Source organism: Streptomyces sp. NPDC026417, from assembly GCF_055567695.1.
The window spans coordinates 117,602-141,890 of record NZ_JBVHPY010000020.1; the positions used below are offsets into that span (position 1 = coordinate 117,602).

The window sequence follows — 24,289 nt, forward strand, 5'->3', positions numbered from 1 at the left end:
CCTCCATTGACGTACCCCGGTCGAGCGATCCGGCGCCGGCGGGCCCGGAAGTCCCGGCGTCCGGACGGCACGGCGCCGCCCGACGGGCGGCACCGGAGTCCGGTCACGGGCCTCTGACCTGCACGCTTGCCGCGCAGGGCCCGACGGATGCGGACCCTCGACGTTGCCCACCGCCTATTCGGGCCGTGGGTGGGTGCCGGATGCAGCGACCGGCCTGATCGCTCCCGGGACGTGTCCGGCTAGGGCTCGCTCCCGGGACGTGTCCGGCTAGGGCTCGCTCCCGGCCAGACGCCCGAGGCGTCGCCTCCGGCGTTCGTCCGCGGTCATCGCGCCCCAGACACCGTCTCGTTCACCGTTGCGCAGAGCCCAGGCGCGGCAGGCCGTCATCACGGGACATCGGTGGCAGACGGCGCGGGCCTGCTCGGCCTGCCGGCGCGACAGGCCGTCCTCGCCGATCGGGAAGAAGAGTTCGGGATCCTCGAAGCGGCAAGCCGCCGCATCGCGCCAGTTCACGTCTGGACCCCCCTCCGGTCCGTCGTGCGACCGGTGCCGTCGCCGGGCACGGACGGGCAGCAGCCGCAGGGGGAAGGTGGCATCGAAGAACGCATCGGGGCCTCCGCCGATCATGTGCCGCCCGTTCACGGGCAGCGCCCAGTACCGCGGCGCTCGCAGCACCGCGTGACCCGGCAGAGGTAGACAGAAATATAAGCAATTTCTCCTGGATGAGCCATATGTGCCTCGCAGGGTCGGCACGTGGGCGGCCGGCGTGGGTCAGCCCGGCCCGGACGCTCAGGCCGGGGGTTGGTCCGCCGCCCTGGCCGCGGAGGTGACCGCGGGGCGTTCAGCCTCCGCGGGGAGTCCGGCGGGGGCCTGCTCCGCCCGTCGGCGGGCCAGGGATTCCTTCGCCGCCTCCCGTGCGTGACGACGCCGCCAGTAGGGGTTGTCGTGCGAGAGCTTGCTGGAGACCCGGCCGTACATCCCGAAGGTGAGGATGACGAGTCCCATGACGAAGCTGAACATCACGTTGGTCATCCCGAAGTCGAGCACGTTGGGCGCCTTGTCGAGGATGAAGATGTGCGCGAACCCGCTCAGCAGGAACAGCGTGCCGACGACCATGTTGAGCGTCGACGCGAAGTTGCCGCCGACGACCGCACCGCCGATGAGGGCCAGCGCGACGACCACGGAGACGAGGCTGAGGACGCCGTTGGTCGACATGCCCGCGACACGCTGTCCGTCCGTGGTGAACGGGCTCAGCCGGTCGGCGAACCCGAGGACGCCGAAGACGAGCAGGACCAGGCCGCAGAAGGCGGCGCCGTAGCGGTAGACCGAGGCCAGGGTGTGATCGACGGGCAACTCGTCGCTGAGTTTCATGTGCATCCCTTCCGGAGGCCGGGACCTCGTCGTCCCGCCGTGGCTGCGCCGCATCAACGGGCGCCATGTCCGGTATTCGCCCCCGGCGCCGCGGACGGTTGCACTCCATCCGGGTGACTCCCGGACGCGCGGGTCGGCCGGCCCGCAGGATGCGCGCCTCACCACCGGTCGGCATCCGGGACCTTCTCCGGTCTCCCTCGACCGCAACCGTGAGCCGACTCCGGGAAAACTCCCGTGCATCCGGGACGAACGCGGGTCAGACTCACGGACGTGACGGACAACATCACCCGCATCAACCCCGAGTCGCTGCACCGCACACCCGGCTACCACCACGTCACCGTGGTGGAGGCGGGCCGTACGGCCTACCTGGCGGGACAGTGCCCGCTCCATCCGAACGGCGACCTGGCCGGTCCCGGTTCCCTCGCACCACAGGTCGACCAGGTGGTCGCGAACGCGCTCACGGCCCTGGCCGCGGTGAGCGCCCTGCCGCAGCACGTGGTGCGGTCGGTGATCTACGTACGGAGCGAGGACAGGGAGGTACTCGCAGCCGCGTGGCGCCGGCTCAACGACTCCGCCCTCGGCCCGGCGTTCACCACCGCCAGCACCCTGCTGGGGGTTGCCCAGCTGGGCTTTCCCGGACAACTCGTCGAGGTGGACCTGACGGTGGCCCTGCCCGACTGAGGCTCCGTCCTTCCCGGTCCGGGGCGGTTGCACGAGCCGTCGGTGTTGCCGGGCGCCGGGCATCGCGCCTTGGACGCATGTCGCCTAGCCTGGCGGCATGCGAGGGTCCGAGTCGGCTGACGATGCCGCAGCGGTGTGGGACATCGCCACTCCGTCGCGTCCCGGACGGTTGCCCGGGATCAGCATGGCCGGCTTCCGCGCTCGTACGACCGACCCCGTGGACCTGGGTGTTGTCCCGTATCCGGCGGTCACGATGGCCATCAACCTGAGTGACGGGCCCTTCACCGTCGATGACGTCGGTGGTCTTCGACAGGAGAGCAGTGTCGTCATCGGGCTCGCTCCCAGCGGCGTTCGCGGGCGCGGGCGCGAGATCGAATGTCTGCAGGTGCGGTTGTCACCGGTGGTGGCCCACGCGGTACTTGGCGTCTCTTCGGAGTGGGAAGGGGCGGTCGTCCGCCTCGACGACCTCTGGAACCGTGACGCTGCGCGCATGTACGAGCAGCTACGCGCTGCCCGGTCATGGGACGACCGGTTCGCCGTTGCCGAGACCGCGCTGGTTCGACGACTCGGGGAGGGACCGGCGGTCGAGCCTGAGATCGCCTTTGCCTGGGGGCGGATGGTGAGAAGCCGGGGAGGGCTTCGCATCGAGCGGCTGGCGGCGGAGACCGGATGGAGCCGCAAGCGCCTGTGGTCCCGGTTCCGAGCCCGGGTCGGGATCACTCCGAAGCGTGCCGCTCAACTCGTCCGTTTCGACCACGCGGCGCACCGCCTCGCGGCGGGGCACAGTGCCGCACGGGTGGCGGCGGAGATCGGCTACGTCGACCAGTCCCACCTCCACCGGGACGTCAGGGCCTTCGCCGGGATGACGCCCGCGGCCGTCGCGATGGAGCCGTGGCTCGCGGTCGACGACGTCGCCTGGGCCGCTCCCGCCTACCTGTCCGGGAAACATTTCTACAAGACCCCCGGCAGTTGACCTTGCGACGCTGTGGGCATGTCCAAGACTCAGGGTGACTTCCCACCGGCACGAACTGCTCGGCCGCGGTACGGCGTCGATGCCCCGGCCTTCCCGGCGGTGCTCGGCGCGATGGGCGCGGCCTGCTGCGCGGCTGCCGGCCGATGGCCGCGCGGACGGAACGCGACGGCGACCGCGGGCGCGGTCCTGCTCGCCGGCACCGGCATCTACCTGCACACCACCTTGCACGGCAAGCTGCGCATCTGGAACCGGGAGCTGGAGCGGGCCGGCTTGAAGGGGGACGAGCAGCTGCCGGACCTGGGCTGCGGGCGAGGCGCGGTGCTGATCGAGGCGGCCCGGCGACTGCCGAAGGGGCATGCCGTCGGCGTGGACCTGTGGTCCGGAGTGGACCAGAGCGGGAACCGGCCGGACGTCACGCTCGCCAACGCCGCCGCGGCAGGGGTCGCCGACCGGGTGGACGTGCGTACGGCGGACATGACCGAGCTGCCGTTCGCGGACCACTCCTTCGACGTCGTGACCAGCGCGTTGGCGATCCACAACATCCCGTCGTCCGAGGCACGGCTCCGTGCGGTGGACGAGGCCATGCGGGTGCTGCGCCCCGGTGGGCAGCTGCTCATCGCCGACTTCTGGCCCATGGCCAGGAAGTACGCCGCACACCTCGGTCAGGGCACACTGCGCGGGCTCGGCCCCGGTTACTGGTACAGCGGCCCGTGGCTCGGCGTCACGTTTCTGCACGCTGTGAAGGAGTGTTGAGGAGGGCGCACGGTCCTGGCATTCGTCCGGCGGCGGTGCCTGCGCGGCGTACGCTCCGCCAGGCTCTTGCGCGGATGCGGTGGTGGAGGACAATGCAGGTCAACGGAGGATTCGGCAGTCGATTCCACCGGGATGAGCGGGGGGAATCATGATCTTCATGGCATGCGCGGTCGTCGCGCTCGTGGGCGCCGTGGGTGCGTGTCTGGTCGTGCTGCGGCGCAGGGGCGGCTCGGGAGAGCCCGGGGCCGAGCAGCGCGTTGCGGCGGACCAAGGGCTCGCCCGGGGTGTGGTCACGACGAACGCCGCGCGGCAGAACGCGGGCCCGTTCTAGAGCGTCGATCGCGAACGGATCCGGAGGCGTGACGGGGCCGATCGGTCAGGCGTCCGGGTCCGACGGTTGAGCGGTGGCCGGTGCGGGGAAGGCGAGGTCCGCCGTGCCCGCACCGGCCAGGACGGCGCGTGACCGTCAGGAACTCATGGCGGCTCGGTCGGAATCACTGCGCAGAACGCAGAACTCGTTGCCCTCCGGATCAGCGAGGACCGCCCAGCCCGAACCATCCGCATTCCGGTGATCGGCGACAGAGGTGGCACCGAGGCGCAGGAGCCGGTCCACCTCCTGATCGCGCGAGGTCTCGGGGCGCAGGCACAGGTGGATCCGGTTCTTGACCGTCTTGCCCTCGGGCACCTGATGGAAGTACAGCACCGGACCCTTTGCCGGCATCACCTGGGTCTCCTGGGCGCCCGGTCCGTCCTCGGGATGCAGCGGGCCTCCGGTCACCCCGCTCCAGAACCGGGCGAGCTCGTAGGCATCCGCACAGTCGATCGCCACGTTCTGCACAACTGAGACCATGCGTGCGAGCCTTCCTGATCTTGACGCGGAACGCCACCGATTGTGTTCGTCGCTCGCCGCTCTCCTCGGCGGACGCCTCCGGTGCGGGTCAGCGGGGCGTTCGTTCCTCCAGGGGCTCCCGCAGGTTCGTGCTCAGCATGGTCGCTCCCAGCAGAGTCAGGGTGTGGATCACGGAGTTTCCCTGGCGGCGGCTGGTGATGAGGCCGGCGTCGCGCAGTGCGGTGGTGTGGTGCGTGGCCGTGGCCGGAGTGACTCCGGCCCGCTGGGCGGCTTCGGTCGTGGTCGCTCCGGCGGCCGCGGCTTGCAGCACGGCGGCTCGGGCCCGGCCCAGCAGTACCTGCAGCGGCGGTGAACCGGGGCCGCCGCCCGCTGACTTGCCGCCGACGGCGGGAACCTCGTGGTGCAGGGAGTACATGAGCACCGGGGGTAACTCCGGATCCGCGAGAGAGATCGGTCCCTTCCAGCAGAAGTACGACGGAATGAGCAGCAGCCCACGGCCCTCCAGCCGGATGTCGTGCTCCGTGGGGTAGGTGCTGATCTCCAGTCGGGGGTGACTCCACCGCACCGCCGGCCCCAGCCCTTCGAGCAGACCCTGGGTGCCGCCGTCCAGCAGGTGACGTGCCAGCCGGATCCGCTCGGTGTGCAGGCTCTCGTGCATCCACTCCTCGTGGGGTGCGATCACGGCCCGGTGGTAGGCGCGGAGCACGTCCACCAGCTCGCCGCGCATCTCCCTCTCCGGCAGCCGGCCCAGCCAGGACGGCACCCGGGTGACCCGGGCGAGGGTGGCGAGTTCGGCCGCGACCTGGTCCGGCGGGGTGCTGAGGATCGCCTCCAGCCCGGCCTCCAGCCCGGCGGTGCCCTCCAACGGGGTGAGGAAGTCGGGGAAATAGGCCGCGCGGGGGAAGAGCGGCAACAAAACCCGCCGCACCGCGTCCTCCAGCCCCGCCGCCCGCAGCCGTTCCCGTGCGAGCCGGTACCACTGCGCATACGCCCATCGCCCCGCGGGGGTCTGGAAGCGGTGCAGGCTGGCGGCGATCTCCCACAGCGGGTGCGGAGCGGCGGCGACCCGGGTCCTGGCCAGATCCTCAGCAGAGAAATGGAAGCGGAGCAACGGCCATCACCCTTTCCGTCTGCGATATTTCAGCACCTTCGAATGAGCATGACAGTTCGAGGCGGAAGCCGGACCATGAACTCGCTCCGTCGCACAGGCCCCACGAACCACGGCCGCCGCCCAACCCGTTCGCGGTGCGCCGACATCAACATCAAGCTCAACACGTCGGATCCCGGGGTGTTCCTGGACGCCTGCGTGGTCTTCGTCGACCACACTTCGCTGTGCAACCACGACAACGCCTACTCGACCTTCGGACCCCAGTGGGCCACCGTCGCCCCCGACGTCAAGGACGGCACCCGCTTCACGTTGCGTGTGCACGCCTACGACACCGACGCCCAAGCGGTGCCGTTCCTGCTCGCGTACTGACACACCTGTACTTCCGGCCGGAAACCCCTCACTCCCCCCAAGGAATCAGGATGACCTCTCCTCTGCGCTCCCCGAACCGCCGTGCGCTCCTGCGCGGAAGCCTCGCCGCGACCGTGGGTGCCCTCGCCGGTCCCTTGCTCCTGTCGGGCACCGCACGGGCCTACGGCTGGTCCCGCACCCTGAACCAGGGGGCGAGCGGAGCAGACGTCACCGAACTCCAGATCCGTGTCGCCGGCTGGGCCGCGGACTCCGCGAGCCACTCGCGCGTGAGCATCGACGGCGACTTCGGGCCGGGCACGGCCGCAGCGGTACGCAGGTTCCAGGCGGCGTACGGCCTGGCCGTCGACGGCAGCGCCGGGCCGGCCACCCAGGCCCAGCTCAACGCCCTGGAGCAGTCGGACGGTTCGACGGCCCACTTCAACTGGAGTGAGTTCACCGACCGGTCGAGCGGCACCTTCAACGGCGGCAAGGTGAGCGCGGCGGCCGTCCGGGAGAACGCCCGCCGCGCCATGTACAAGCTGGAGGCCCTGCGCAAGAAGCTCGGGAACACGGCCATCACGGTCAACTCGGGTTTCCGCAGCATCGCGCACAACGCCGAGATCGGCGGAGCCAGCGACAGCATGCACCTGTACGGCACGGCGGCCGACCTCACGGTACCCGGCGTGAGCAACCGGACGGTCTACCAGAAGGCGGAGACCTGCGGGTTCTCCGGGCTGGAGCGGTACACCGTCGACCACCAGCACGTCGACAGCCGTGCGGACCTCGGCCGGGCCTGGTGGTGGGAGAGCGGCACCATATGACCCGGCCCGTCCGGCATCCCGCCGCCCGGCCGGGCCCGACCTGAGCCGAGCCGGGACCCGGGGGCCCGGGACACCCCGACGTGTTCCCGGCCCCCGGACGCGCGCCGGCGCCCCGTGCCACCGTCCGACCCCGGCAGGCCACCCGCCCCTCCGGTCGACCGGCCCCACGCGACGCACCCGTAATCCACTCCCCTCCGGAGGCACCCCCCCATGTACCGCAGACCGCCCCGCCCACCACTGCGCCGCGCCACCCTCGCCGCCCTCGGCACCCTGACCGTGCTCTCCGTCACCGTCCAGCCGGCCGGAGCCGCGCCCGCAGGGCAGGGCCCCGGCACACCCGGCCCGGTCGGTCGCGCCTTCACCCGGGCGGCGACCGAGTTCGACGTGCCACGCGACGTCCTGATCGCCCTCGGCTACGGCGAAACCCACCTCGACGACCACGCGGGCCTGCCGAGTCAGGCCGGCGGTTACGGGGTGATGCACCTGGTGAGCAACCCCGACCAGCACACCCTGGAGCTGGCGTCCCGACTCACCGGCGAGACACCCCGCGAACTCCGCACGGACACGGCGGCCAACGTCCGCGGGGGAGCGGCCGTACTGCGCGCCTACGCCGACGAAGCCGGCCTCGGCCCGGCCGACCGGCACGACACCGACGCGTGGTATCCGCTGGTCGCCCGGTACAGCGGCGCCATCGATCCCTCCGGGGCGCGCCGCTACGCCGAGACCGTGTACACCTTCCTCGCCGACGGCGTGACGGCCCGCACGCCCGAGGGTGAGGAACTGACGCTCCCCGCCCGGCCCGTCGCACCCGAACGCGGCCGGTACGACGACGTCACGCCGCAGTCGACGCAGAGTCCGGACTACCCGTCGGCCCTCTGGGTCGCCGCCAGCACCGCCAACTACGCGGTCGGTCGCACCGCGCCGATCAGCAAGGTCGTCATCCACGTCACGCAGGGCTCGTACGCCGGGACGATCAGCTGGTTCCAGAATCCGTCGGCCGAGGTCAGCGCCCACTACGTGGTGAGGTCCTCGGACGGTCAGATCACCCAGATGGTGCGCGACAAGGACACGGCCTGGCACGCCCGTTCGGGCAACTCCACCGGCATCGGCATCGAGCACGAGGGATACGTCGACAACCCGAGCTGGTTCACCGACGCGATGTACCGCTCCTCCGCGGCACTGACGGCGTCCCTCTGCAACCGCTACGGCATCCCCAAGGACCGCGCCCACATCGTCGGACACTCCGAGGTGCCGGGCAACGACCACACCGATCCGGGGCCGAACTGGAACTGGACGTACTACATGCAACTGGTGGGCGGCAGTACGGGAGGCGGAGGCGACGTCCCGTTGTCCTTCCCGTCCTACGACACGCTCCGCTCCGGTTCCTCCGGACCCCAGGTGTCCGCGGCACAGTCACTCCTCAACCAGCAGGGCTTCGACGCGGGCACCGTGGACGGCAGCTACGGCTCGAAGACCACCGCGGCCGTCACCGCCTTCCAGCGGGCACGCGGACTCGGCGCCGATGGCGTTGTCGGCGCGCACACCTGGACCGCGCTCCTGTCGGCCGGCACCGTGCCGGTGGTGAGCCAGGGCAGCACGGGCTCGGCCATACAGCGTCTCCAGCGGTCCCTGACGGCCGCTCTCGGACGTACCGTCTCCGCGGACGGCGACTTCGGACCGGGCACCGACCAGGCGGTCCGGGACTACCAGCGCAGCCGCTCACTGAGCGTCGACGGCACGGTCGGCCCCGCCACGTGGACCGCCCTGCAAGCCGGCCGCTGACGCACGGCCCGAACGGCCCGACCCGGGCGCGGCACCGCACCGACCACCGCCGCGCCCGGCCCGGCCCACCCGTCCTTCATTTGCGCCGGGCCCCGCACGGCGCAGGACCCGGCCGAGACCTCCTAGGCAGCCTCCGTCGCCTTCCGTTCCCCGTCGCGGTGGATCGGCGTTCCCGAACCCGTGAGCGGCCGGCCCGTTCCTCCGCTGCGGGTGGCGATGATCTCCGCAGCGATGGACAGGGCGGTCTCCTCCGGGGTGCGGGCGCCGAGGTCGAGGCCGATCGGTGACCGGAGCCGGGCCAACTCCGCAGAGGTCACACCGACTTCGCGCAAGCGCCGCTCCCGGTCCGCGTGGGTCCTGCGCGAGCCCATCGCTCCGACGAACGCGACCGGCATCCGCAGGGCCTGCTTCAGCAGGGGGATGTCGAACTTGGCGTCGTGGGTGAGCACGCACAGCACCGTCCGTCCATCGGTCACGGTGCGCCGCAGATAGCGATGCGGCCAGTCGACCACGACCTCGTCCGCCTCGGGGAAGCGGGCCCGGGTGGCGAAGACGGGGCGGGCGTCGCACACCGTGACGTGGTGGCCGAGGAACTTACCGGCCCGGACGAGCGCCGCGGCGAAGTCGATCGCGCCGAACACGATCATGCGGGGCGGCGGCGTGTTCGACTCCACGAGCAGGGTGAGCCCGCCGGGGCAGTGCGTCCCGTCCTCCGCGAGATCGAAGGTGCCGGTGCGTCCGGCATCCAGCATCGCCCGCGCCTCGGCCGCCGCCGCCCGGTCCAGGTCCGGGGCACCACTGCCGTAGGACCCCTCGTACGACCCGTCGGCGCCCACCAGCAGTGCCCGGCCGAGCAGTTCGGCCGGGCCCCGGACGATTCGTGCGAGGGCCCGGGGCTCACCCGATGCGGCCGCCTTGAGCGCAGACCGGAGAACCTCGCGGGCCGGGCCGCTCGCGGCGACCGGACTGACCATGACGTCGAGGATCCCGCCGCAGGTCAGTCCCACCGCGAAGGCGTCCTCGTCGCTGTAGCCGAACCGCTCCAGGACGGTCCCGCCGTCCTGGAGCGCCTGGACGCACAGGTCGTACACCGCGCCTTCCACGCAGCCGCCGGAGACCGAGCCGACGGCCGTTCCCGAGCTGTCGACGGCGAGGGCGGCGCCCGGACCGCGCGGTGCGCTCCCACCGACGGCCACGACCGTGGCGACGGCGAACTCCCTGCCCTCCTCGACCCAGCGAGCCAGCTCGTCGGCGATGTCAAGCATGGGCGGCCGCTCCCAGGACACGATCCGGTCGGATGGGCAGGCTGCGATGGCGTACGCCCGTCGCGTGCCAGACGGCGTTGGCGATCGCCGCGGCGGCGCCCACGATGCCGATCTCGCCGATGCCCTTGATGCCGACCGGGTCGTCCGGGTCCGGGTCGTCCACCCAGTCCGCCTCGACGAGCGGCACGTCGGCGTGCGTGGCGACGTGATAGCCCGCGAGGTCCGCACCGTAGTGGGCGCCTGTGGCCCGGTCCCTGACGGCCTCCTCGTGCAGGGCCATCGAGATGCCCCAGATCATGCCGCCGACGAACTGGCCGCGGGCCGTGAGCGGATTGACGATGCGGCCGGCCGCGAAGATGCCGAGCATGCGGCGGACCCGCACCTCGCCGGTGGTCACGTCCACCGCGACCTCGGCGAACTGCGCACCGAAGGAGTGCCGTTCCTTCTGGGCGAGGGCTCCGATGGCCGCCGTGGTGTCCGACCGCACGGTGATGCCCTCCGGCGGGATGCCGTCGCCGAGGGCGAGCCGCTCCCGCAGCTCGTCCGCCGCGGCCGTGACGGCCCAGGCCCACGACCGGGTGCCCATCGAACCGCCGGCGATCATGGCCGGACCGAAGTCGCTGTCGCCGATCCGCACACGCACCCGGTCGGTCGGCACCCGCAGGGCGTCGGCGGCGATCAGGGTGAGCGCGGTCCGGGCGCCGGTTCCGATGTCCGCGGCGCTGATCCGGACGGTGAAGGTGCCGTCGGCCTCGGCGGTCGCGGCCGCGGTGGAGGGCGCGGCCCCGGCGAAGAAGGAGGCTGCGGCCGTGCCGGTGCCGAGCAGCCAGCGGCCGTCCCGACGCAGGCCCGGACGCGGATCACGGTCCGCCCAGCCGAACCGCGCGGCTCCCTCCCGGAAACAGGCCGGCAGGTTGCGGGTGCTGAACGGCAGCCCGGACACGGGCCCGGCGGCGGGCTCGTTCCGCAGACGCAGTTCGATCGGGTCGATGCCGCACTTCTCGGCCAGCTCGTCGAGCGCCGACTCCAGGGCGAACGAGCCGGGTGCCTCGCCGGGGGCACGCATGAACGTCGGAGTGGGGACGTCGAGCCGTACGACCCGGTTGGCGGTGTGGTGCGCGGGGGCGTCGTACATGACGCGGGACACGCCCGCGCCCGACTCGATGAACTCGTGCACGGTCGAGGTCTGGCTCAGAGAGCTGTGCTCCAGCGCGCGCAGCCGCCCCTCGCCGTCGGCGCCCAGCCGGATGCGCTGGGAGGTGGGGCTGCGGTAGCCGGCGAGCGAAAACATCTGACGGCGCGTCATGACAACGCGGACGGGGCGTGACAGCACGGTGGCCGCCATCACCGCGGCCACCTGGTGCGCGCGGACCCCCTTGCTTCCGAAGCCGCCGCCGACGTGCTCGGACCGCACCCGCACCGAGGAGGGGTCGAGGGAGAACATCTTCGCCAGTTCGTCCGCGACCCAGACCGTGCCCTGATTGGAGTCCACGACTTCGAGCCGGCCGCCGTCCCACCGGGCTGTCGCCGCGTGAGGCTCCATGGGGTTGTGGTGTTCCTCGGGCGTGGTGTACTCGGCGTCCAGGACGACCGCGGACGCGGCCAGCTCGGCCTCCAGGTCACCCTTCTCCGTCACGCCCGGCCCACCCGGCCCGGGCATCGTGTACGCGTCCGGATGTTCACGTCCGCCGGAGAAGCCGACGTCGTGCGGTTCCTCCTCGTAGCGGACCACCAGTGCCTCGGCGGCCTCCCTCGCCTGCTCACCGGTCTCGGCGACGACCAGCGCCACCGGCCAGGCCGCGTGCGGCACGCGGTCGTGCTGGAACACGGCCGCGGTCGGGTCCGGCGGCATGCCGAGCATGCCGACGTAGTCGATGTCGACGCGCGGGGCGTTGCCGTGGTGGAGAACGGTGAGGACGCCCGGCATCGCCAGCACCGGCGCGGTCTCCACCGAGCGGATGCGGCCGCGGGCGGCCGTGGACAACACCAGCCAGCCGTAGGCCAGTTCGGTGAAGGGGATCTCTCCCGCGTAGCGGGCCGCCCCGGTGACCTTGTCGCGGCCCTCCACACGGGTGTGCGGGCTTCCGACGGCCGTGCCCGTCGCCGTGGTCCCCGTCGTGGTGGTGGTCATCGGGCGGCCTCCTCGGCGAGTTCGCTCAGCACGGCGACGACGAGATTGCGCATCAGCGTCACCTTGTATCCGTTGTCCGGCAGCGGTCGCGCGGCCGCGAGTTCGGCGTCCGCGGCGGCAGCGAAGGCCGCGGCGTCGACGGGCCGGCCGGTCAGGGCCTGTTCGGCAGCACGGGCCCGCCAGGGCCGGGAGGCCACTGCTCCGAACGCGAGGCGCACGTCCTGTACGACGCCGTCCCGGACGTGGAGCGCGGCTGCCACCGATCCGATCGCGAACGCGTACGAGGCCCGCTCGCGCACCTTGCGATAGCGGGAGTTCGCACCCTCCGGGGCGGGCGGCAGGGTGACGCCGGTGATCAGCGCCCCCGGAGGGAGCGCGGTCTCCCGGTGCGGGGTGTCGCCCACCGGGAGGTAGAAGTCGGACAGGGGCACCTGCCCCGGACCGTCCGCCGTTTCATAGGTGACGACGGCGTCGAAGGCGGTCAGGGCCACCCCGAGGTCGGAGGGGTGGGTGGCCACGCAGTGCTCGGAGGCGCCCAGGATCGCGTGGTTGTGGTGCTCGCCCTCGACCGCTGGGCAACCGCTCCCGGGGATGCGCTTGTTGCAGGGCTTGGTCACGTCGGTGAAGTAGCCGCAGCGAGTGCGCTGCAGCAGATTGCCACCGACCGTGGCCATGTTGCGCAGCTGCCCGGAGGCACCGGCCAGGACCGCCTGGGCCAGAGCGGGGTAGCCGGCGCGTACGGCGGGGTGGGCCGCGAGGTCGCTGTTGGTGACGGTCGCGCCGATGCGCAGCCCGCCGTCCCCGGTCGACTCGATCGCGTCCAGGGGGAGTTCGCGTATGTCGACGAGTCGGCCGGGCCGCTCCACGCCGGTCTTCATCAGATCGACGAGATTGGTGCCGCCGCCGAGGTACCGGGCGTCCGGGTCGGCGTCGAGCAGGGCGAGGGCGCCGGAGACGTCGACGGCGCGCTGATATCCGAACTCCTTCACGCCGACGCCCCTTCCTGCCGCGCGGACCGCGTGTCGTTCGAGGCCTCGTGACCGTCCGCCGCGGCGGCGTTCCGCGCGTCGGACTCGGCGGCGCGGGCGATTGCCTGCACGATCGACACGTAGGCGCCGCATCGGCACAGGTTGCCGCTCATCCGTTCCCGTATTTCCTCGGCGCTCAGCGGCGGTGGTCCCGCTGCGGGGCGTAGGTCGTCGGTGACCGCGCTCGGCCAGCCGGCGGCGTGCTCCTCGATGACGGCGACGGCCGAACAGATCTGGCCGGGCGTGCAGTACCCGCACTGATAGCCGTCCAGATCGAGGAACGCCTGCTGCACGGGGTGGAGTCGGTCGCCCTCGGCGAGGCCTTCGATGGTGGTGATCTCCCGGCCTTCGGCCGCCACGGCCAGCTGCAGGCAGGCGACCGTTCGCCGGTTGTCGACAAGGACGGTGCAGGCCCCGCATTGGCCCTGGTCGCAGCCCTTCTTGGTGCCGGTCAGATCGAGCCGCTCGCGCAGGGCGTCGAGCAGGGTGGTGCGGTGGTCGACGGTCAGCGTGTGCTTCTCGCCGTTGATGTTCAAGGTGACGGCGCTGTACGTCGACGAAGGTGCTGGGGCCATGATCAGCCTTCTTTCGCAGGCCCGGGCCGGCTCGTGAGGACGGCCCGGCAGCAAGAGGTAACGGAATACGCGAAGACGTGTCGGGAGCCGGAGGGGTGTCGGGGGCGGGGGAGCCGGCGCCGCGTATGGCGGCGGCGGGCCGGAATCGGGGAGGATGCAGGGAAGGAAGGCCGGTGCCGACCGTCGCCGGCTGTCCACTCCGGCCGCGCACTCGCTAAGGTGGCTAACCGGACAGTTGTCCGCTCGTCGGAAAAACGTAGTGGACAGTTGTCCGCTTAGCAAGGACGGGATTCGGCCACGAGCCCGCGAGGAGGACGAGTGCAGCAGAAGAAGGACGCACCCCTGCGCTCGGACGCGCAGCGGAACCGCGAGCGCATCCTGGCCGTGGCCGTCGCCGAGCTCACCCGCTGTGCGGACGCACCCCTCAGCGTGATCGCCAAGAAGGCCGGCGTCGGACAGGGCACGTTCTACCGCAACTTCCCCAACCGCGAAGCCCTCGTCCTGGAGATCTACCGGCACGAGATGCAGCAGGTCGCCGACGCCGCCACCGAGTTGCTGGCGACCCATGAGCCCGAGCGGGCCCTGCGGGAGTGGATGGACCACCTGGCCCGGTTCGCGATGACCAAGGCCGGCCTGGCCGACGCCATCCGCCAGGCCACCAGCGCGCCGAACAGCCCGGCGAAACCGGGGCACACCCCGGTGACCTCCGCGGCGGAGCTGCTGCTCCGCACCAACGAGGAGGCCGGCACCATCCGCCCGGGAGTCACCGGGGACGACTTCCTCCTCGCCATCGCCGGCCTGTGGCAGATCGACCCGCACGGAGACTGGCAACCGCGTGCCACTCGCCTGCTCGATCTGGTCATGGACGGGCTGAGCGCGGGAGCCGCCGGCCACCCGGTGCGCTGAGACGGACCGCGAGGGCTACGCCTGACCGGCAGCCCCGCAGGACTCCGGTTCCGCCCGATGTCCGGCGGGCCGGAACGCCCCGTCGGCCACGTCGACGCACCCCGGCCCGGGGCGTGCCGAAACCGGCAGGTCCCGACCATGCCGGTGGCACCGCGGGTCACTCCCGGGCGGTCCGAGGGATCAGGCGAACCAGTCGGGGGAGCCGGACCCGAGTTGGCGAGGAGGATGGTTCGAGGGCGAGGCAGCGGGCCGCACGGGCAGGAGGCCGTCGGGTGCGGGCTGCGAGTTGAGGACCCAGTCGAGTTCGCGCTGGATGCGGCGGGCTTCGTTGCGGACCTGCAGGGGTATGTCGCCGCGTTCGGAGATCAGCTGCGCATAGATCGGTGCTTCGTGCACGAGTGGTGCTTCTCCTCGGAATAGGTGCCTGGCGACAACTGTACGGCTGCCACTGCGACGTGGTGGTCATCCGCTCGGTTCGGCCAGAACCAGAACCTGCGTGCCCAAGAGTCGGCACAACGGCCAACCTGGTTGTCAGATGCGGCACTTGCGCAACCGCGGCGGCCGCGCGCTGCGGTCGTGGCTCAGGGCGCCTCCGTCCCGCACGTCATATGACGCCGTCCGGTGGCGTCCGCGCCGGGGCCGGCCCGGGGGAGAACGCCGTGAAATACGCGGGCGTGTGCGCGATGGCGAGGTCCGGACGCCACGCCGCGAGGATCTGGGCGCTGCAGACGAACAGCCCGTCGGGGAGTCGCTCCAGGGGGTACCAGGCCCAGTCGCCGACGCTCTCGTCCGGCTGCGTCGCGGGCTCCCCCTGCCAGGCGGCGACGAGCGCGCCTACGGTGACGCGTACGACGTCACCGACCCTGTCGAGAAGGGTGCCGAGGAGTGTGACGTCCTCGGTGCGGGCGAGCAGCCCGGTCTCCTCGGCGAGTTCCCGGACGACGGTCTCCTCGAAGGACTCACCCGGTTCCACTGTTCCGCCGGGCAGTTCGAGGGTGCCGTGACGGTGGCGGCCGAGCAGCACGCCGTGCTCGCCGAGGACGACGGCGCCGACGCCTACGGCCGCGTGCGGAACGGGGGGCCGCGACGTGCGCGGGCGACTGGAGACGCGCGTGGGCCGCTCCACGTGGCGGCGGGCACGGATCAACTGCTGCACGACGGGCGTGCTTTCGCAGGGCCCCCGCAGCAGGTCGACCCCTTCCACGCGGAACTCGTACGCGGCGAGCAGGTCCTCCCACACCTGCGGCGTCAGGACCCACATCCGGGTGGGCAGGGGCGGGTCGTCCCCGAGCAGGATCATCTGCTCGCGCGGTTCGACCGTCGCCGACGGACCCCGGCCGTGCAGGTCGGTGTGCAACAGGGAGAGAATCAGCGGCGCCCCGGGCCGCAGGCCGTCACGCAGGGCCGGCAGGACGCGGTGCGGGTCGAGGAAGGCCAGCGTGCCGATGGCGTACGCGGCGTCGAAGGGCTCGGCCGTCGCGAGATGGTCGACGACGTCGTCCCGCACGAACTCCACGTGCGGAACGCCCGCGTGGGTGGAAACGGCCCGTTCGTGCTGGCTGGGCGACATCTCGACGCCGGTCACATGCGCCCCGTGTTCCCGGGCCAGGTGCACGGCGTGGTGACCGGCCCCCGAGCCGATGTCGAGGACCCGTCGGCCGACGAGGTCGCCCAGGACCTCGGCCCCGGGGCCGACGCCGTCCCAGGGGGACCAGTTCAGGTGGCGGGGAACCGGCGGCACGAACGCACGAGCCAACTGCCTTTCCCCGTAGACGATCCAGGCTTCCGTGTTGATGTCCTCGACGGACATGAGACTCCCGAGGGCGGTGTGGGCGGGCTCCGGACGGGTGCGGTGACGTGGTGGCCGCGGGCTTCGGCCGTGCATGCGCCTCGCCCGCTCCGTCGGGGCCGGCCCGGTGGCGTGGGCCCCGCCGGTGAGCTGCCCGGCTCGGCGCCCGTCGAAGCCTGGAGTGACCTCGCTCCCGTCGTCCGCCGACTACGGCAGCGCACGCGATCAAGCAGACGTGGTGAGGGCGGAGTTCCTGCTCGGAGACGAGCTCGGGGGAAGCCTGTCCGCCGAGGGAACTCCACCCTCGGGTGCGCATCCCACCGCCCGGTGCGGAGTGCGCCCGGCCACCGTAACGTAATCGATTCCGCATGACGACCTGCTTGACGTCGATCGACCAAGGAGTGCAAGAAGCTGCAGTTCAGAGCGGTAAAGTTGCGCAAAGTAGCGCCTCGGGCGCATCACGAAGGAGACTCGGAGCAAGTAAATCTGCGCCGACCTGTTGACTTGTGTCGATTCATGTCGTGAAGGTTGCGCCCACCGCTTCGTCGGAGCGGTCTCTCGGGTGCAAGGAGCAACTCATGACGATGCGCGCACGCACTTCAACGGCCAGACGCTGCATGATCGCCGGCGCGGTCCTGGCGCTCACGGTGGTCACCGGTTGCGGCGGAGACGGTGGCGACGGCAAGGACGGCGGAAGCGACGCCGCGTCCTGCAAGCCGGCCTCCGGCGACGTGACCCTGGACTACTGGTCCTGGGTTCCGGGGATGCAGAAGGCCGTGGACCTGTGGAACCGTCAGAACCCCCAGGTCCAGGTCAAGTTGAAGACGACCCCCGCGGGGAACGGCGGCACGTACCAGAACCTCGCCAATGCCCTGAAGGCCGGAAAGGCGCCGGACCTCGGTCAGATCGAGTACGACTCACTGGCGAGCTTCCGGCTCAAGGACGGGCTGCGGGACATCGCCGCCTGCCCCGGGGTGGACGATGCGGGGAAGAAGTTCGTCGACTGGACCTGGTCGCAGGTGGAGTTCGGAGCCGGCGGCAAGGACGGCGTCTGGGCCGTCCCCCAGGACACCGGCCCCATGGCGCTCTTCTACCGCAAGGACATCTTCGACAAGCTCGGGATGAAGGCCCCCACCACCTGGGACGAGTACGCGGCGGATGCCCGCAAGCTCAAGAAGGCGGGGAAGTACATCACCCACTTCTCGCAGACCGATCCGAACTGGTTCACCGGTCTGCTGTGGCAGAACAAGGCGCCCATGTTCGAGCGCAAGGGCGACGCCTGGAAGGTCACCGTCGACCGGCCCGAGAGCAGACAGGTCGCCGACTACTGGCAGAAGATGATCGACGACAAGCTCGTCGCCACCGACCTCCAGGGCTTCTCCCCGGCGCTGTACAAGTCGTGGAACTCCGGCGAGGTGGTCACGTGGGTGAGCGCCGCCTGGGGCTACAGCACCATCCGCGACAACGCCAAGTCCACGGCCGGCAAGTGGGCGGTCGCCCCGATGCCGCAGTGGCAGCCCGGCGACCAGCAGGCGGGCAACTGGGGCGGCTCCACCACCGCGGTGCTGGCCGGAAGCAAGCATCCCGCCGAAGCGGCCGCCTTCGCGCTGTGGCTCAACAGCGACCCCGAGGCGCTGGAGATCCTCAACCGCGAGGGCGGCCTCTACCCGGCGGCGAAGAGCGGTCTCACCCTCCCGGCACTCGAGCAGCCCGTCGACTTCTACGGCAAGCAGAAGATCTTCGACGTCTTCGCGCAGGCCTCCGCCCACGTGGACACCGACTTCACCTGGGGCCCCACGATGACCGACACCTATCGCTACCTCAGCGACGGCACGGCCGGGGTCATCGGCGGCAAGAGCACCCTCGGTGACGTGCTGAAGGAGACCGGCTCACAGAGCGCCGACTCCCTGCGCAAGCAGTCGCTCGACGTGACCGACTGACCGGTCGCCCTCCCTGCCACGCCCCGCCGCCCATCAGGGCGGCGGGGGACAGCACCCGCAAAGGCCGTCACCCGTGAAACCCACCGAACCGAACCGGTCGCCCCACCGTCCGCGCCGCAACATCGCCCCCTACGCCTTCCTCACTCCCTTCCTCGTCCCGTTCGTCCTCTTCACCCTCGTTCCCGTCGGGTACGCGTTCTGGCAGAGCCTGCACAAGACCGAGCGCACCGGCGGCACTTTCGGCCGCACCCACTCGGTGTTCGCCGGGTTCGAGCAGTACACCCAGGTCGTCAGCGAGCCCTTCTTCGCCGACAGCGTGCTGCGCGTGGCAGGCTTCGCCCTCGTACAGATACCGGTGATGCTGGCCCTGGCCCTGACACTCGCCCTGCTGCTGGACTCGGCGGTGGCACGCGCCAAGCGGTTCTTCCGGCTCGTCTACTTCGTGCCGTACGGCATCCCCGGAGTCGTCGCCGCCCTCATGTGGGCCTTCCTGTACGACCCCCGGCTGTCACCCGTCGTGGACCTGCTGCACTCCGCCGGAGTGCACGCCGACCTCCTCGGGCCCGGCGCGATCCTGTGGTCGATCGGCAACGTGGTGACGTGGACGTACACCGGCTACAACATGCTGATCCTCTACGCCGCGCTCCAGGCGGTTCCCGCCGACATCGGCGAGGCCGCCCGGGTGGACGGGGCGAGCGGCTGGGCCATCGCCCTGCGCATCAAAGTCCCCATCATCCGTCCGGCCCTCGTCCTCACCGGCGTCTTCTCCATCATCGGCTCCTTCCAGCTCTTCACCGAGCCTCAGGTGTTCCGCGCCATCTCCACCAGCGTCACCAGCACCTACACGCCCAACCTCGCCGCCTACTCGCTGGCCTCCGGCGACGACTACAGCGGAGCGGCCGCCCTGTCCGTCCTGCTCGCGGTGGTCACGTTCCTCCTGTCCTTCGCATTCCTGCGCTTCGCCACGAGGAGGCAGGCATGAGCGTCCTGACGCGCACCGACGGCGCGCACGCCACCGCGGACCGGACCCGGCGACAGCCCGGATCCCGGGCCGTGTCCGCGGCCACGACGGTGTTCATGATCCTGGTGGCCGGCTACATGCTGCTGCCCGTCTACTGGCTGCTCGTGTCCTCGACCAAGAGCCAGAGCGATCTCGTCACCACCCCCGGACTCCTGCCGTCCCACTGGCACTTGGGCGACAACCTGGCCGCCCTGTTCGACCAGGAGGACGGCGTCTACGCCCGCTGGCTCGTCAACAGCCTCCTCTACGCGGGCCTCGGTGCGGCCGTCGCCACCGTGCTGGCCGCAGCGGCGGGGTACGCCTTCGCCAAGTACGCCTTCCGGGGCCGCGAGGCGGTCTTCTCCCTCGTGCTGGGCGGCGTCCTCGTTCCGGCGACCGCGCTCGCCCTTCCGCTGTTCCTGCTGTTCGCCGAGGCGGACGCGACCAACACCTTCTGGTCGGTGTTCCTGCCGAGCATCGTCAGCCCGTTCGGTGTGTACCTCTCCCGCATCTTCGCCGCCGCGTCCGTGCCGGACGAGGTCGTCGAGGCCGCCCGGATGGACGGAGCCGGCGAGTTCCGCATCTTCCGCACCATCGCGCTGCGCCTGATGGCTCCGGCCCTGGTCACCATCTTCCTGTTCCAGTTCGTGGTGATCTGGAACAACTTCCTGCTGCCCCTGGTGATGCTGCAGGACGACCGCCTCTACCCGGTCACCCTCGGCCTGTTCACCTGGCAGTCGCAGACCAGCCGGCTCCCCGAACTGCAGACCCTCACCATCGTGGGAGCCCTGGTCTCGGTCGTTCCCATCGTGCTGACCTTCCTCCTCCTGCAGCGCTACTGGCGTGCCGGACTCGCCGCCGGAGCCGTGAAGTCATGACCTCTCGACTCACCGGACTCACCAGCCGACTGGGCGGTGTCGCCTACGGCGGTGACTACAACCCGGAGCAGTGGCCGAGCGAGATCTGGCAGGAGGACGTGCGCCTCATGCGCGAGGCCGGGGTCAACCTGGTCACCGTGGGCGTGTTCTCCTGGTCCCGCATCCAGCCACGGCACGGCGTCTACGACTGGACCCTGCTCGACGAGGTGCTCGGCCTGCTGCACGACCACGGCATCGCCGTGGACCTGGCCACCCCCACCGCGGCCCCGCCGCCCTGGTTCACCCGCCGGCACCCGGACGCCCGGCCGGTCACCGCCTCCGGCACGCGTCTGGTGCACGGCAGCCGACAGGTCTTCTGCCCCAGCAGCCCGGCCTACGCCGAGGCCGCCGACGCCCTCGTCACCGAACTGGCGTCCCGGTATGCCGACCACCCCGCCGTGGCGTTGTGGCACGTCCACAACGAATGGGGCAACCACAACGCCCTGTGCTACTGCGACACCAGCGCGAACGCCTTCCGCTCCTGGCTGCGGGAGCGGTACAAGACCCTCGGCACACTCAACGAGGCGTGGGGCACCGACTTCTGGAGCCAGCGCTACGGCGAGTGGGAGGAGATCGACCCGCCCCGGGACACCACGGCCTTCGGCAATCCGGGTCAGCAGCTGGACTACCGCCGCTTCTCCTCCGACGCCCTCCTGGCCCGGCACCGCGCCGAGGCGGCCGTGCTGCGCAGGATCGCCCCGCACATACCGCTCACCACCAATGTCATGGGGACGCTGGAGAAGAAGATCGACGGGCACGCCTTCGCCGCCGAGTGCGATCTGGTGTCGGTCGACCACTACCTGCCCGCCGCCGATCCGGTGGGGCACATCGACCTGGCCCTCAATGCCGACCTCGCGCGTGGAATGGCCGGCGGGCGGCCCTGGCTCCTGATGGAACACTCCACCTCCGCGGTGAACTGGCAGCCGGTCAACGTGGCGAAGCTCCCCGGCGAGACACGCCGCAACAGCCTGACCCACCTCGCCAGGGGCGCGGACGGAGTGATGTTCTTCCAGTGGCGCGACAGTCCCGCGCCGGAGCCGAGAAGTGGCACTCGGCCATGCTTCCGCACAGCGGAACCGACGGCCGTATCTGGCAGGAGGTCAGCGCCCTCGGAGCGGAACTGGCCGAGCTGCGTGAGGTGACGGGCACCCGCGTGCTCGGTGATGTGGCCCTGCTGTTCGACTGGCACAGCTGGTGGGCCCTGGAGCTTCAGGCCCGGCCTTCGGGCGACGTCCGCTATCTGGACGCGGTGCGTGACTGGTACGAGGCGCTGTGGACGTCCAACATCACCTGCGACCTCGTACCGCCGGGGTCCGACCTGACGCCCTACCGGGCCGTCGTCGCTCCGGGCCTCTATCTCCTCTCCCGCGAGGACTCCGACAGCCTCTCCCGATACGTCGAACAGGGAGGGCACCTCGCCGTCGGCTGCTTCAGCGGCGTGGTCGACGAATACGACCGCGTGCACCCGGGCGGCCACCCCGGAGCCCTGCGCGAGGTCCTCGGCCTCGTCGTCGACGAGTACCTGCCCCTGCGAGCCGGCGAGCAGGTACGGCTCGACGACGGCTCGCCCGTACGGCAGTGGGCGGAACGGGTCGAGCCCCGGGGCTGCACCACGGTGCTCGGCTACGCCGATGCGGCCGACGGAGGCCCGGCACGCGGCGGACCCGCTGTCACCCGGCACGCCTTCGGTCGTGGCGTGAGCTGGTACGCGGCCGCCCGGCTGTCCCCGCGAACCCTGCGGTCGGTCATGAGGAGCGTGTGCGAGGAGGCAGGAGTCACCCCCGTGGTCGCCGCCCCGCCCGGCCTCGAGGCGGTGCGGCGGGTGGGTGACCGGCATGCGTACCTGTTCCTGATCAACCACACGGAGAGGACCGTGTCCGTGCCCGTTGCGGGGGAGGTTCTGGCGGGCGCCCCGGTGGGGGACGGCGAAGCCGTGGTACCGCCGGGTGGTGTGGTGGTGGTCCGCGAGCACATCTCCCGGGAGGGTGACCTGGCTGTCCCGAGTGGCACCGGGTCACACTGACGCCATGCGACACGAGCCGCCCTCACCGCACACCCGGCCGACGGCCCCCGAGCGACCGGACCCTCCCCGTGTCGCCTGGCGCAGGCAGATGCGGGAGCGTGTCCTGGAGGAGGCCTGGCGTCTTGCTTCGGAGGCCGGATGGGATCATGTCCGCGTGGCCGATCTCGCCGTGCGCGCGGAGGTCTCCCGGCCGTCCGTCTACGCGGAGTTCGGCAACCGGGCCGGAATCGGCACGGCCCTGGTGCACCGTGAGACGGAACGCTTCCTCCTGGATGTCGCGCACGTGCTGGAAGCACACCGGGACGACGTCCCAGCCGCGCTGGAGGCGGGCGTCGGCCACGCTCTGGCGGAGGCGGCGCGCAATCCGTTCATCGGTGCCGTGGTCACCGCGGCTCGCGGCGACACCGATGCCCTGCTGCCGTTCCTGACGAGCCGGCCCGACCCCGTCTTCTCCCAGGCGCGGGACCTGGTGGCGGCGTGGCTGGGTGACGTGGTGCCGACGCAGACGGCAGCCCGCCGCGGAGAGGCGGCGGACATCGTCGTGCGCCTGACCCTCAGCCACATGCTGCTCCCTCCGCCGGATCCCGATGCCGCACCGGAGCGCATCGCCCGAGCGGCCTGTGCGGTCCTGGGCGTGCCGGCGACGGCGCGGCACGCCGGCCGTCCGCGGTGAGGGGGTCGGCACGGCGCCCCGGTCGAGGGGTTGCTCAGCGCCCGACCGGTTGCGGTGCCGGCGCCGGTACGGGCGCCCCGGCCCCCGCGGTGAGGAGATCGGGGCGGCTGCGGTCCTCCTACCGCTTGAGAGCGCTTTCCCCGTGGTGACAGCGGTGCAGTAGGGTGACCGTCCCAGAGGGAAGGAGCGCTGTGCGAGAGCGGGTCACCATGGCCGATGTCGCCCGTGCCGCCGGGGTGTCGACCGCGACCGTCTCCTATGTGCTCTCCGGCAAGCGCGCCGTCGCACCGGAGACGCGGGCGACGGTCGAAGCCGCCATCGCGGAGCTCGGCTTCACGATAAACGCCACGGCGCGCAGCCTGCGGACCGGAAGATCGAGCCTCGTGGCGCTGATCGTGCCGGACATCGCCAACCCCTTCTTCGCGCAGCTCGCCGCCACGCTCCAGGAGGAACTGCGGAGCCAGGGGCTCCACGTCGTCGTGTGCGGCACCCGCGCGCGACGGGACGAGGAGCAGGCGCTCCTGGTGGAGGCGGTCCAGCAGCGGTTCGCAGGGGTCGTGATCACGCCGTTCCGGCTCCGGCCCCGCGACTTCCAGCCCCTCACCGACGCGGGCATGCCCGTCGTCGTCAGTGCGGACGTGTCCTTCGGTCCGCTGGACCTCGTGACCCCCGACGCGCGGACGGCGACCAGGCATGCCCTGGAGAAGGTGGCGGCGGCGCAGCGACGACGCATCGCGATGATCGCCGGCCCCCGGGACGCCACGGGAGGTGATCCCCGGCTGGAACTGCTGAGGGCGCTCGCCCTGCAGTACGGAATGCCGCTGCCTCACGAGCTCGTGGTCAGGGGTGAGCACACCCGGGAGGCCGGAGCCGCCGGGTTCGCCGAACTCATGAGCCGCCGCTACCGCCCGGACGCGGTGTTCTGCGGCAACGACGTGATCGCCGTGGGGGCCATGGACAAGGCGCGCGAGATGGGCATCGACATCCCCGGAGACGTGGCCCTGATCGGCCACGACGACGCCTCCTTCGCCTCCCTGGTACGGCCCCAGTTGACCACCATCCGGTATCCGGCGGCCGAGGTGGGCCGGGCTGCCGCTCAACTGCTCACGGAGCGCCTGGGCCGCGGTCGGCTGGTGCACAAGACGGTGCGGGTCAAAGCGGAGTTCGTGGCGCGCGCGACGGTTTGAGGGGCCTCGGCAGCCGCATGCCGTCGGGTTGCAGCCGCCTGGCGGCGGCGTGAGGGGAACGGACGGCGTCGACCGCACGGTGCGGCGTATGGATGGCTTTCGGCCGTTGCGTACGCGGGGCGTTCGGGGTCCCGACGTACCCCCGATCTCCTCTGCTCCGTAGTCAAC

General features: G+C 71.4%; 23 protein-coding genes and 1 pseudogene. 14 read left to right on the top strand and 10 right to left on the bottom strand.

The genetic code is table 11. From position 1 onward, the window contains the following. Window positions 1-267 precede the first annotated feature (267 nt). Window positions 268-675, bottom strand: coding sequence for a WhiB family transcriptional regulator (locus ACZ4NT_RS28515; protein ID WP_467728183.1), 408 nt, complete (start codon window positions 673-675; stop codon window positions 268-270). Window positions 676-789: 114 nt separating this feature from the next. Next, the gene (locus ACZ4NT_RS28520; RefSeq protein ID WP_467728184.1) at window positions 790-1,371 is read right to left on the bottom strand and encodes a DUF4383 domain-containing protein; all 582 of its coding nucleotides are present in this window, start codon (window positions 1,369-1,371) and stop codon (window positions 790-792) included. A 270-nt stretch (window positions 1,372-1,641) separates the two neighbouring features. Here ACZ4NT_RS28520 and ACZ4NT_RS28525 point away from each other — a divergent pair, with 270 nt between their 5' ends. The 4 genes from ACZ4NT_RS28525 to ACZ4NT_RS28540 all read left to right on the top strand — a co-directional run bounded on the left by ACZ4NT_RS28525 (window position 1,642) and on the right by ACZ4NT_RS28540 (window position 4,109). Beyond that, window positions 1,642-2,052, top strand: coding sequence for a RidA family protein (locus ACZ4NT_RS28525; RefSeq protein ID WP_467728185.1), 411 nt, complete (start codon window positions 1,642-1,644; stop codon window positions 2,050-2,052). 253 nt (window positions 2,053-2,305) lie between these two features. Beyond that, complete coding sequence (locus ACZ4NT_RS28530; RefSeq protein WP_467728186.1) at window positions 2,306-3,025, top strand: AraC family transcriptional regulator; 720 nt, start codon at window positions 2,306-2,308, stop codon at window positions 3,023-3,025. Between the two features lie 18 nt (window positions 3,026-3,043). Then, window positions 3,044-3,778 carry a class I SAM-dependent methyltransferase gene (locus tag ACZ4NT_RS28535; RefSeq protein ID WP_467728187.1) on the top strand — a complete coding sequence of 245 codons (735 nt, stop codon included), beginning with the start codon at window positions 3,044-3,046 and terminating at the stop codon, window positions 3,776-3,778. Between the two features lie 148 nt (window positions 3,779-3,926). After that, a complete protein-coding gene (locus tag ACZ4NT_RS28540; protein ID WP_467728188.1) occupies window positions 3,927-4,109 on the top strand; it encodes a hypothetical protein in 183 nt (60 codons plus the stop codon). A gap of 135 nt (window positions 4,110-4,244) precedes the next feature. On the opposite strand, the gene ACZ4NT_RS28545 is transcribed toward ACZ4NT_RS28540, so the two are convergent. Continuing rightward, window positions 4,245-4,628: a VOC family protein gene (locus tag ACZ4NT_RS28545; protein WP_467728189.1), complete on the bottom strand. Its 384-nt coding sequence runs from the start codon at window positions 4,626-4,628 to the stop codon at window positions 4,245-4,247. Between the two features lie 88 nt (window positions 4,629-4,716). Beyond that, window positions 4,717-5,739, bottom strand: coding sequence for an ArsR family transcriptional regulator (locus tag ACZ4NT_RS28550; RefSeq protein ID WP_467728190.1), 1,023 nt, complete (start codon window positions 5,737-5,739; stop codon window positions 4,717-4,719). 75 nt (window positions 5,740-5,814) lie between these two features. Here ACZ4NT_RS28550 and ACZ4NT_RS28555 point away from each other — a divergent pair, with 75 nt between their 5' ends. The 3 genes from ACZ4NT_RS28555 to ACZ4NT_RS28565 all read left to right on the top strand — a co-directional run bounded on the left by ACZ4NT_RS28555 (window position 5,815) and on the right by ACZ4NT_RS28565 (window position 8,687). Then, the gene (locus tag ACZ4NT_RS28555) at window positions 5,815-6,105 is read left to right on the top strand and encodes a hypothetical protein (protein ID WP_467728191.1); all 291 of its coding nucleotides are present in this window, start codon (window positions 5,815-5,817) and stop codon (window positions 6,103-6,105) included. Window positions 6,106-6,155: 50 nt separating this feature from the next. Continuing rightward, complete coding sequence (locus ACZ4NT_RS28560) at window positions 6,156-6,905, top strand: M15 family metallopeptidase (protein ID WP_121408952.1); 750 nt, start codon at window positions 6,156-6,158, stop codon at window positions 6,903-6,905. Between the two features lie 210 nt (window positions 6,906-7,115). Next, the gene (locus ACZ4NT_RS28565; protein ID WP_467728192.1) at window positions 7,116-8,687 is read left to right on the top strand and encodes a peptidoglycan recognition protein family protein; all 1,572 of its coding nucleotides are present in this window, start codon (window positions 7,116-7,118) and stop codon (window positions 8,685-8,687) included. 122 nt (window positions 8,688-8,809) lie between these two features. Here ACZ4NT_RS28565 and ACZ4NT_RS28570 read toward each other — a convergent pair whose 3' ends face one another. Genes ACZ4NT_RS28570 through ACZ4NT_RS28585 form a run of 4 tightly spaced genes read right to left on the bottom strand, consistent with a single transcriptional unit; the run spans window position 8,810 to window position 13,686 of the window. Then, window positions 8,810-9,952, bottom strand: a complete 1,143-nt coding sequence (locus ACZ4NT_RS28570; RefSeq protein WP_467728193.1) for an XdhC family protein — start codon at window positions 9,950-9,952, stop codon at window positions 8,810-8,812. After that, window positions 9,945-12,083 (bottom strand): xanthine dehydrogenase family protein molybdopterin-binding subunit, encoded by a 2,139-nt coding sequence (locus ACZ4NT_RS28575; protein WP_121408949.1) that lies wholly within the window; start codon window positions 12,081-12,083, stop codon window positions 9,945-9,947. The genes ACZ4NT_RS28570 and ACZ4NT_RS28575 overlap by 8 nt, the downstream gene beginning before the upstream one ends. Beyond that, window positions 12,080-13,072, bottom strand: coding sequence for an FAD binding domain-containing protein (locus ACZ4NT_RS28580; protein WP_467728194.1), 993 nt, complete (start codon window positions 13,070-13,072; stop codon window positions 12,080-12,082). Before ACZ4NT_RS28580 ends, ACZ4NT_RS28575 begins: the two co-directional genes overlap by 4 nt. Beyond that, window positions 13,069-13,686: a (2Fe-2S)-binding protein gene (locus ACZ4NT_RS28585; RefSeq protein ID WP_467728195.1), complete on the bottom strand. Its 618-nt coding sequence runs from the start codon at window positions 13,684-13,686 to the stop codon at window positions 13,069-13,071. Before ACZ4NT_RS28585 ends, ACZ4NT_RS28580 begins: the two co-directional genes overlap by 4 nt. A 318-nt stretch (window positions 13,687-14,004) precedes the next feature. On the opposite strand from ACZ4NT_RS28585, the gene ACZ4NT_RS28590 reads away from it, so the two are divergent. Then, a complete protein-coding gene (locus ACZ4NT_RS28590; RefSeq protein WP_121408946.1) occupies window positions 14,005-14,592 on the top strand; it encodes a TetR/AcrR family transcriptional regulator in 588 nt (195 codons plus the stop codon). 180 nt (window positions 14,593-14,772) lie between these two features. On the opposite strand, the gene ACZ4NT_RS28595 is transcribed toward ACZ4NT_RS28590, so the two are convergent. Together ACZ4NT_RS28595 and ACZ4NT_RS28600 are read right to left on the bottom strand one after the other, a co-directional pair. Further along, window positions 14,773-14,988, bottom strand: coding sequence for a hypothetical protein (locus ACZ4NT_RS28595; protein WP_121408945.1), 216 nt, complete (start codon window positions 14,986-14,988; stop codon window positions 14,773-14,775). A 208-nt stretch (window positions 14,989-15,196) separates the two neighbouring features. Next, window positions 15,197-16,402 carry a bifunctional class I SAM-dependent methyltransferase/NUDIX hydrolase gene (locus ACZ4NT_RS28600; RefSeq protein ID WP_467728196.1) on the bottom strand — a complete coding sequence of 402 codons (1,206 nt, stop codon included), beginning with the start codon at window positions 16,400-16,402 and terminating at the stop codon, window positions 15,197-15,199. Between the two features lie 557 nt (window positions 16,403-16,959). On the opposite strand from ACZ4NT_RS28600, the gene ACZ4NT_RS28605 reads away from it, so the two are divergent. The 6 genes and pseudogenes from ACZ4NT_RS28605 (at window position 16,960) to ACZ4NT_RS28630 (ending at window position 24,121) form a co-directional block, all read left to right on the top strand. Then, window positions 16,960-18,321: an ABC transporter substrate-binding protein gene (locus ACZ4NT_RS28605; protein WP_467728197.1), complete on the top strand. Its 1,362-nt coding sequence runs from the start codon at window positions 16,960-16,962 to the stop codon at window positions 18,319-18,321. A 73-nt stretch (window positions 18,322-18,394) separates the two neighbouring features. Beyond that, a complete protein-coding gene (locus ACZ4NT_RS28610; protein ID WP_467728198.1) occupies window positions 18,395-19,303 on the top strand; it encodes a carbohydrate ABC transporter permease in 909 nt (302 codons plus the stop codon). Further along, window positions 19,300-20,199, top strand: coding sequence for a carbohydrate ABC transporter permease (locus tag ACZ4NT_RS28615; protein ID WP_467728199.1), 900 nt, complete (start codon window positions 19,300-19,302; stop codon window positions 20,197-20,199). Before ACZ4NT_RS28610 ends, ACZ4NT_RS28615 begins: the two co-directional genes overlap by 4 nt. Next, window positions 20,196-22,261 (top strand): annotated as a pseudogene (locus ACZ4NT_RS28620) (beta-galactosidase). Before ACZ4NT_RS28615 ends, ACZ4NT_RS28620 begins: the two are co-directional and overlap by 4 nt. Window positions 22,262-22,265: 4 nt before the next feature. Beyond that, window positions 22,266-22,934, top strand: coding sequence for a TetR/AcrR family transcriptional regulator (locus tag ACZ4NT_RS28625; RefSeq protein ID WP_467728200.1), 669 nt, complete (start codon window positions 22,266-22,268; stop codon window positions 22,932-22,934). 191 nt (window positions 22,935-23,125) lie between these two features. Then, on the top strand, window positions 23,126-24,121 hold the full coding sequence (locus ACZ4NT_RS28630; protein ID WP_467728201.1) for a LacI family DNA-binding transcriptional regulator: 996 nt from the start codon (window positions 23,126-23,128) through the stop codon (window positions 24,119-24,121). The last annotated feature ends 168 nt before the right edge of the window (window positions 24,122-24,289 follow it).

What these genes read in the sequence shown, in the direction of transcription:
- ACZ4NT_RS28520 (WP_467728184.1), bottom strand. Translation starts at nt 1,371, where the DNA reads ATGAAACTCAGCGACGAGTTGCCCGTCGATCACACCCTGGCCTCGGTC.
- ACZ4NT_RS28530 (WP_467728186.1), top strand. Translation starts at nt 2,306, where the DNA reads ATGGCCATCAACCTGAGTGACGGGCCCTTCACCGTCGATGACGTCGGT.
- ACZ4NT_RS28535 (WP_467728187.1), top strand. Translation starts at nt 3,044, where the DNA reads ATGTCCAAGACTCAGGGTGACTTCCCACCGGCACGAACTGCTCGGCCG.
- ACZ4NT_RS28540 (WP_467728188.1), top strand. Translation starts at nt 3,927, where the DNA reads ATGATCTTCATGGCATGCGCGGTCGTCGCGCTCGTGGGCGCCGTGGGT.
- ACZ4NT_RS28545 (WP_467728189.1), bottom strand. Translation starts at nt 4,628, where the DNA reads ATGGTCTCAGTTGTGCAGAACGTGGCGATCGACTGTGCGGATGCCTAC.
- ACZ4NT_RS28555 (WP_467728191.1), top strand. Translation starts at nt 5,815, where the DNA reads ATGAACTCGCTCCGTCGCACAGGCCCCACGAACCACGGCCGCCGCCCA.
- ACZ4NT_RS28560 (WP_121408952.1), top strand. Translation starts at nt 6,156, where the DNA reads ATGACCTCTCCTCTGCGCTCCCCGAACCGCCGTGCGCTCCTGCGCGGA.
- ACZ4NT_RS28565 (WP_467728192.1), top strand. Translation starts at nt 7,116, where the DNA reads ATGTACCGCAGACCGCCCCGCCCACCACTGCGCCGCGCCACCCTCGCC.
- ACZ4NT_RS28570 (WP_467728193.1), bottom strand. Translation starts at nt 9,952, where the DNA reads ATGCTTGACATCGCCGACGAGCTGGCTCGCTGGGTCGAGGAGGGCAGG.
- ACZ4NT_RS28575 (WP_121408949.1), bottom strand. Translation starts at nt 12,083, where the DNA reads ATGACCACCACCACGACGGGGACCACGGCGACGGGCACGGCCGTCGGA.
- ACZ4NT_RS28585 (WP_467728195.1), bottom strand. Translation starts at nt 13,686, where the DNA reads ATGGCCCCAGCACCTTCGTCGACGTACAGCGCCGTCACCTTGAACATC.
- ACZ4NT_RS28600 (WP_467728196.1), bottom strand. Translation starts at nt 16,402, where the DNA reads ATGTCCGTCGAGGACATCAACACGGAAGCCTGGATCGTCTACGGGGAA.
- ACZ4NT_RS28605 (WP_467728197.1), top strand. Translation starts at nt 16,960, where the DNA reads ATGACGATGCGCGCACGCACTTCAACGGCCAGACGCTGCATGATCGCC.
- ACZ4NT_RS28615 (WP_467728199.1), top strand. Translation starts at nt 19,300, where the DNA reads ATGAGCGTCCTGACGCGCACCGACGGCGCGCACGCCACCGCGGACCGG.
- ACZ4NT_RS28625 (WP_467728200.1), top strand. Translation starts at nt 22,266, where the DNA reads ATGCGACACGAGCCGCCCTCACCGCACACCCGGCCGACGGCCCCCGAG.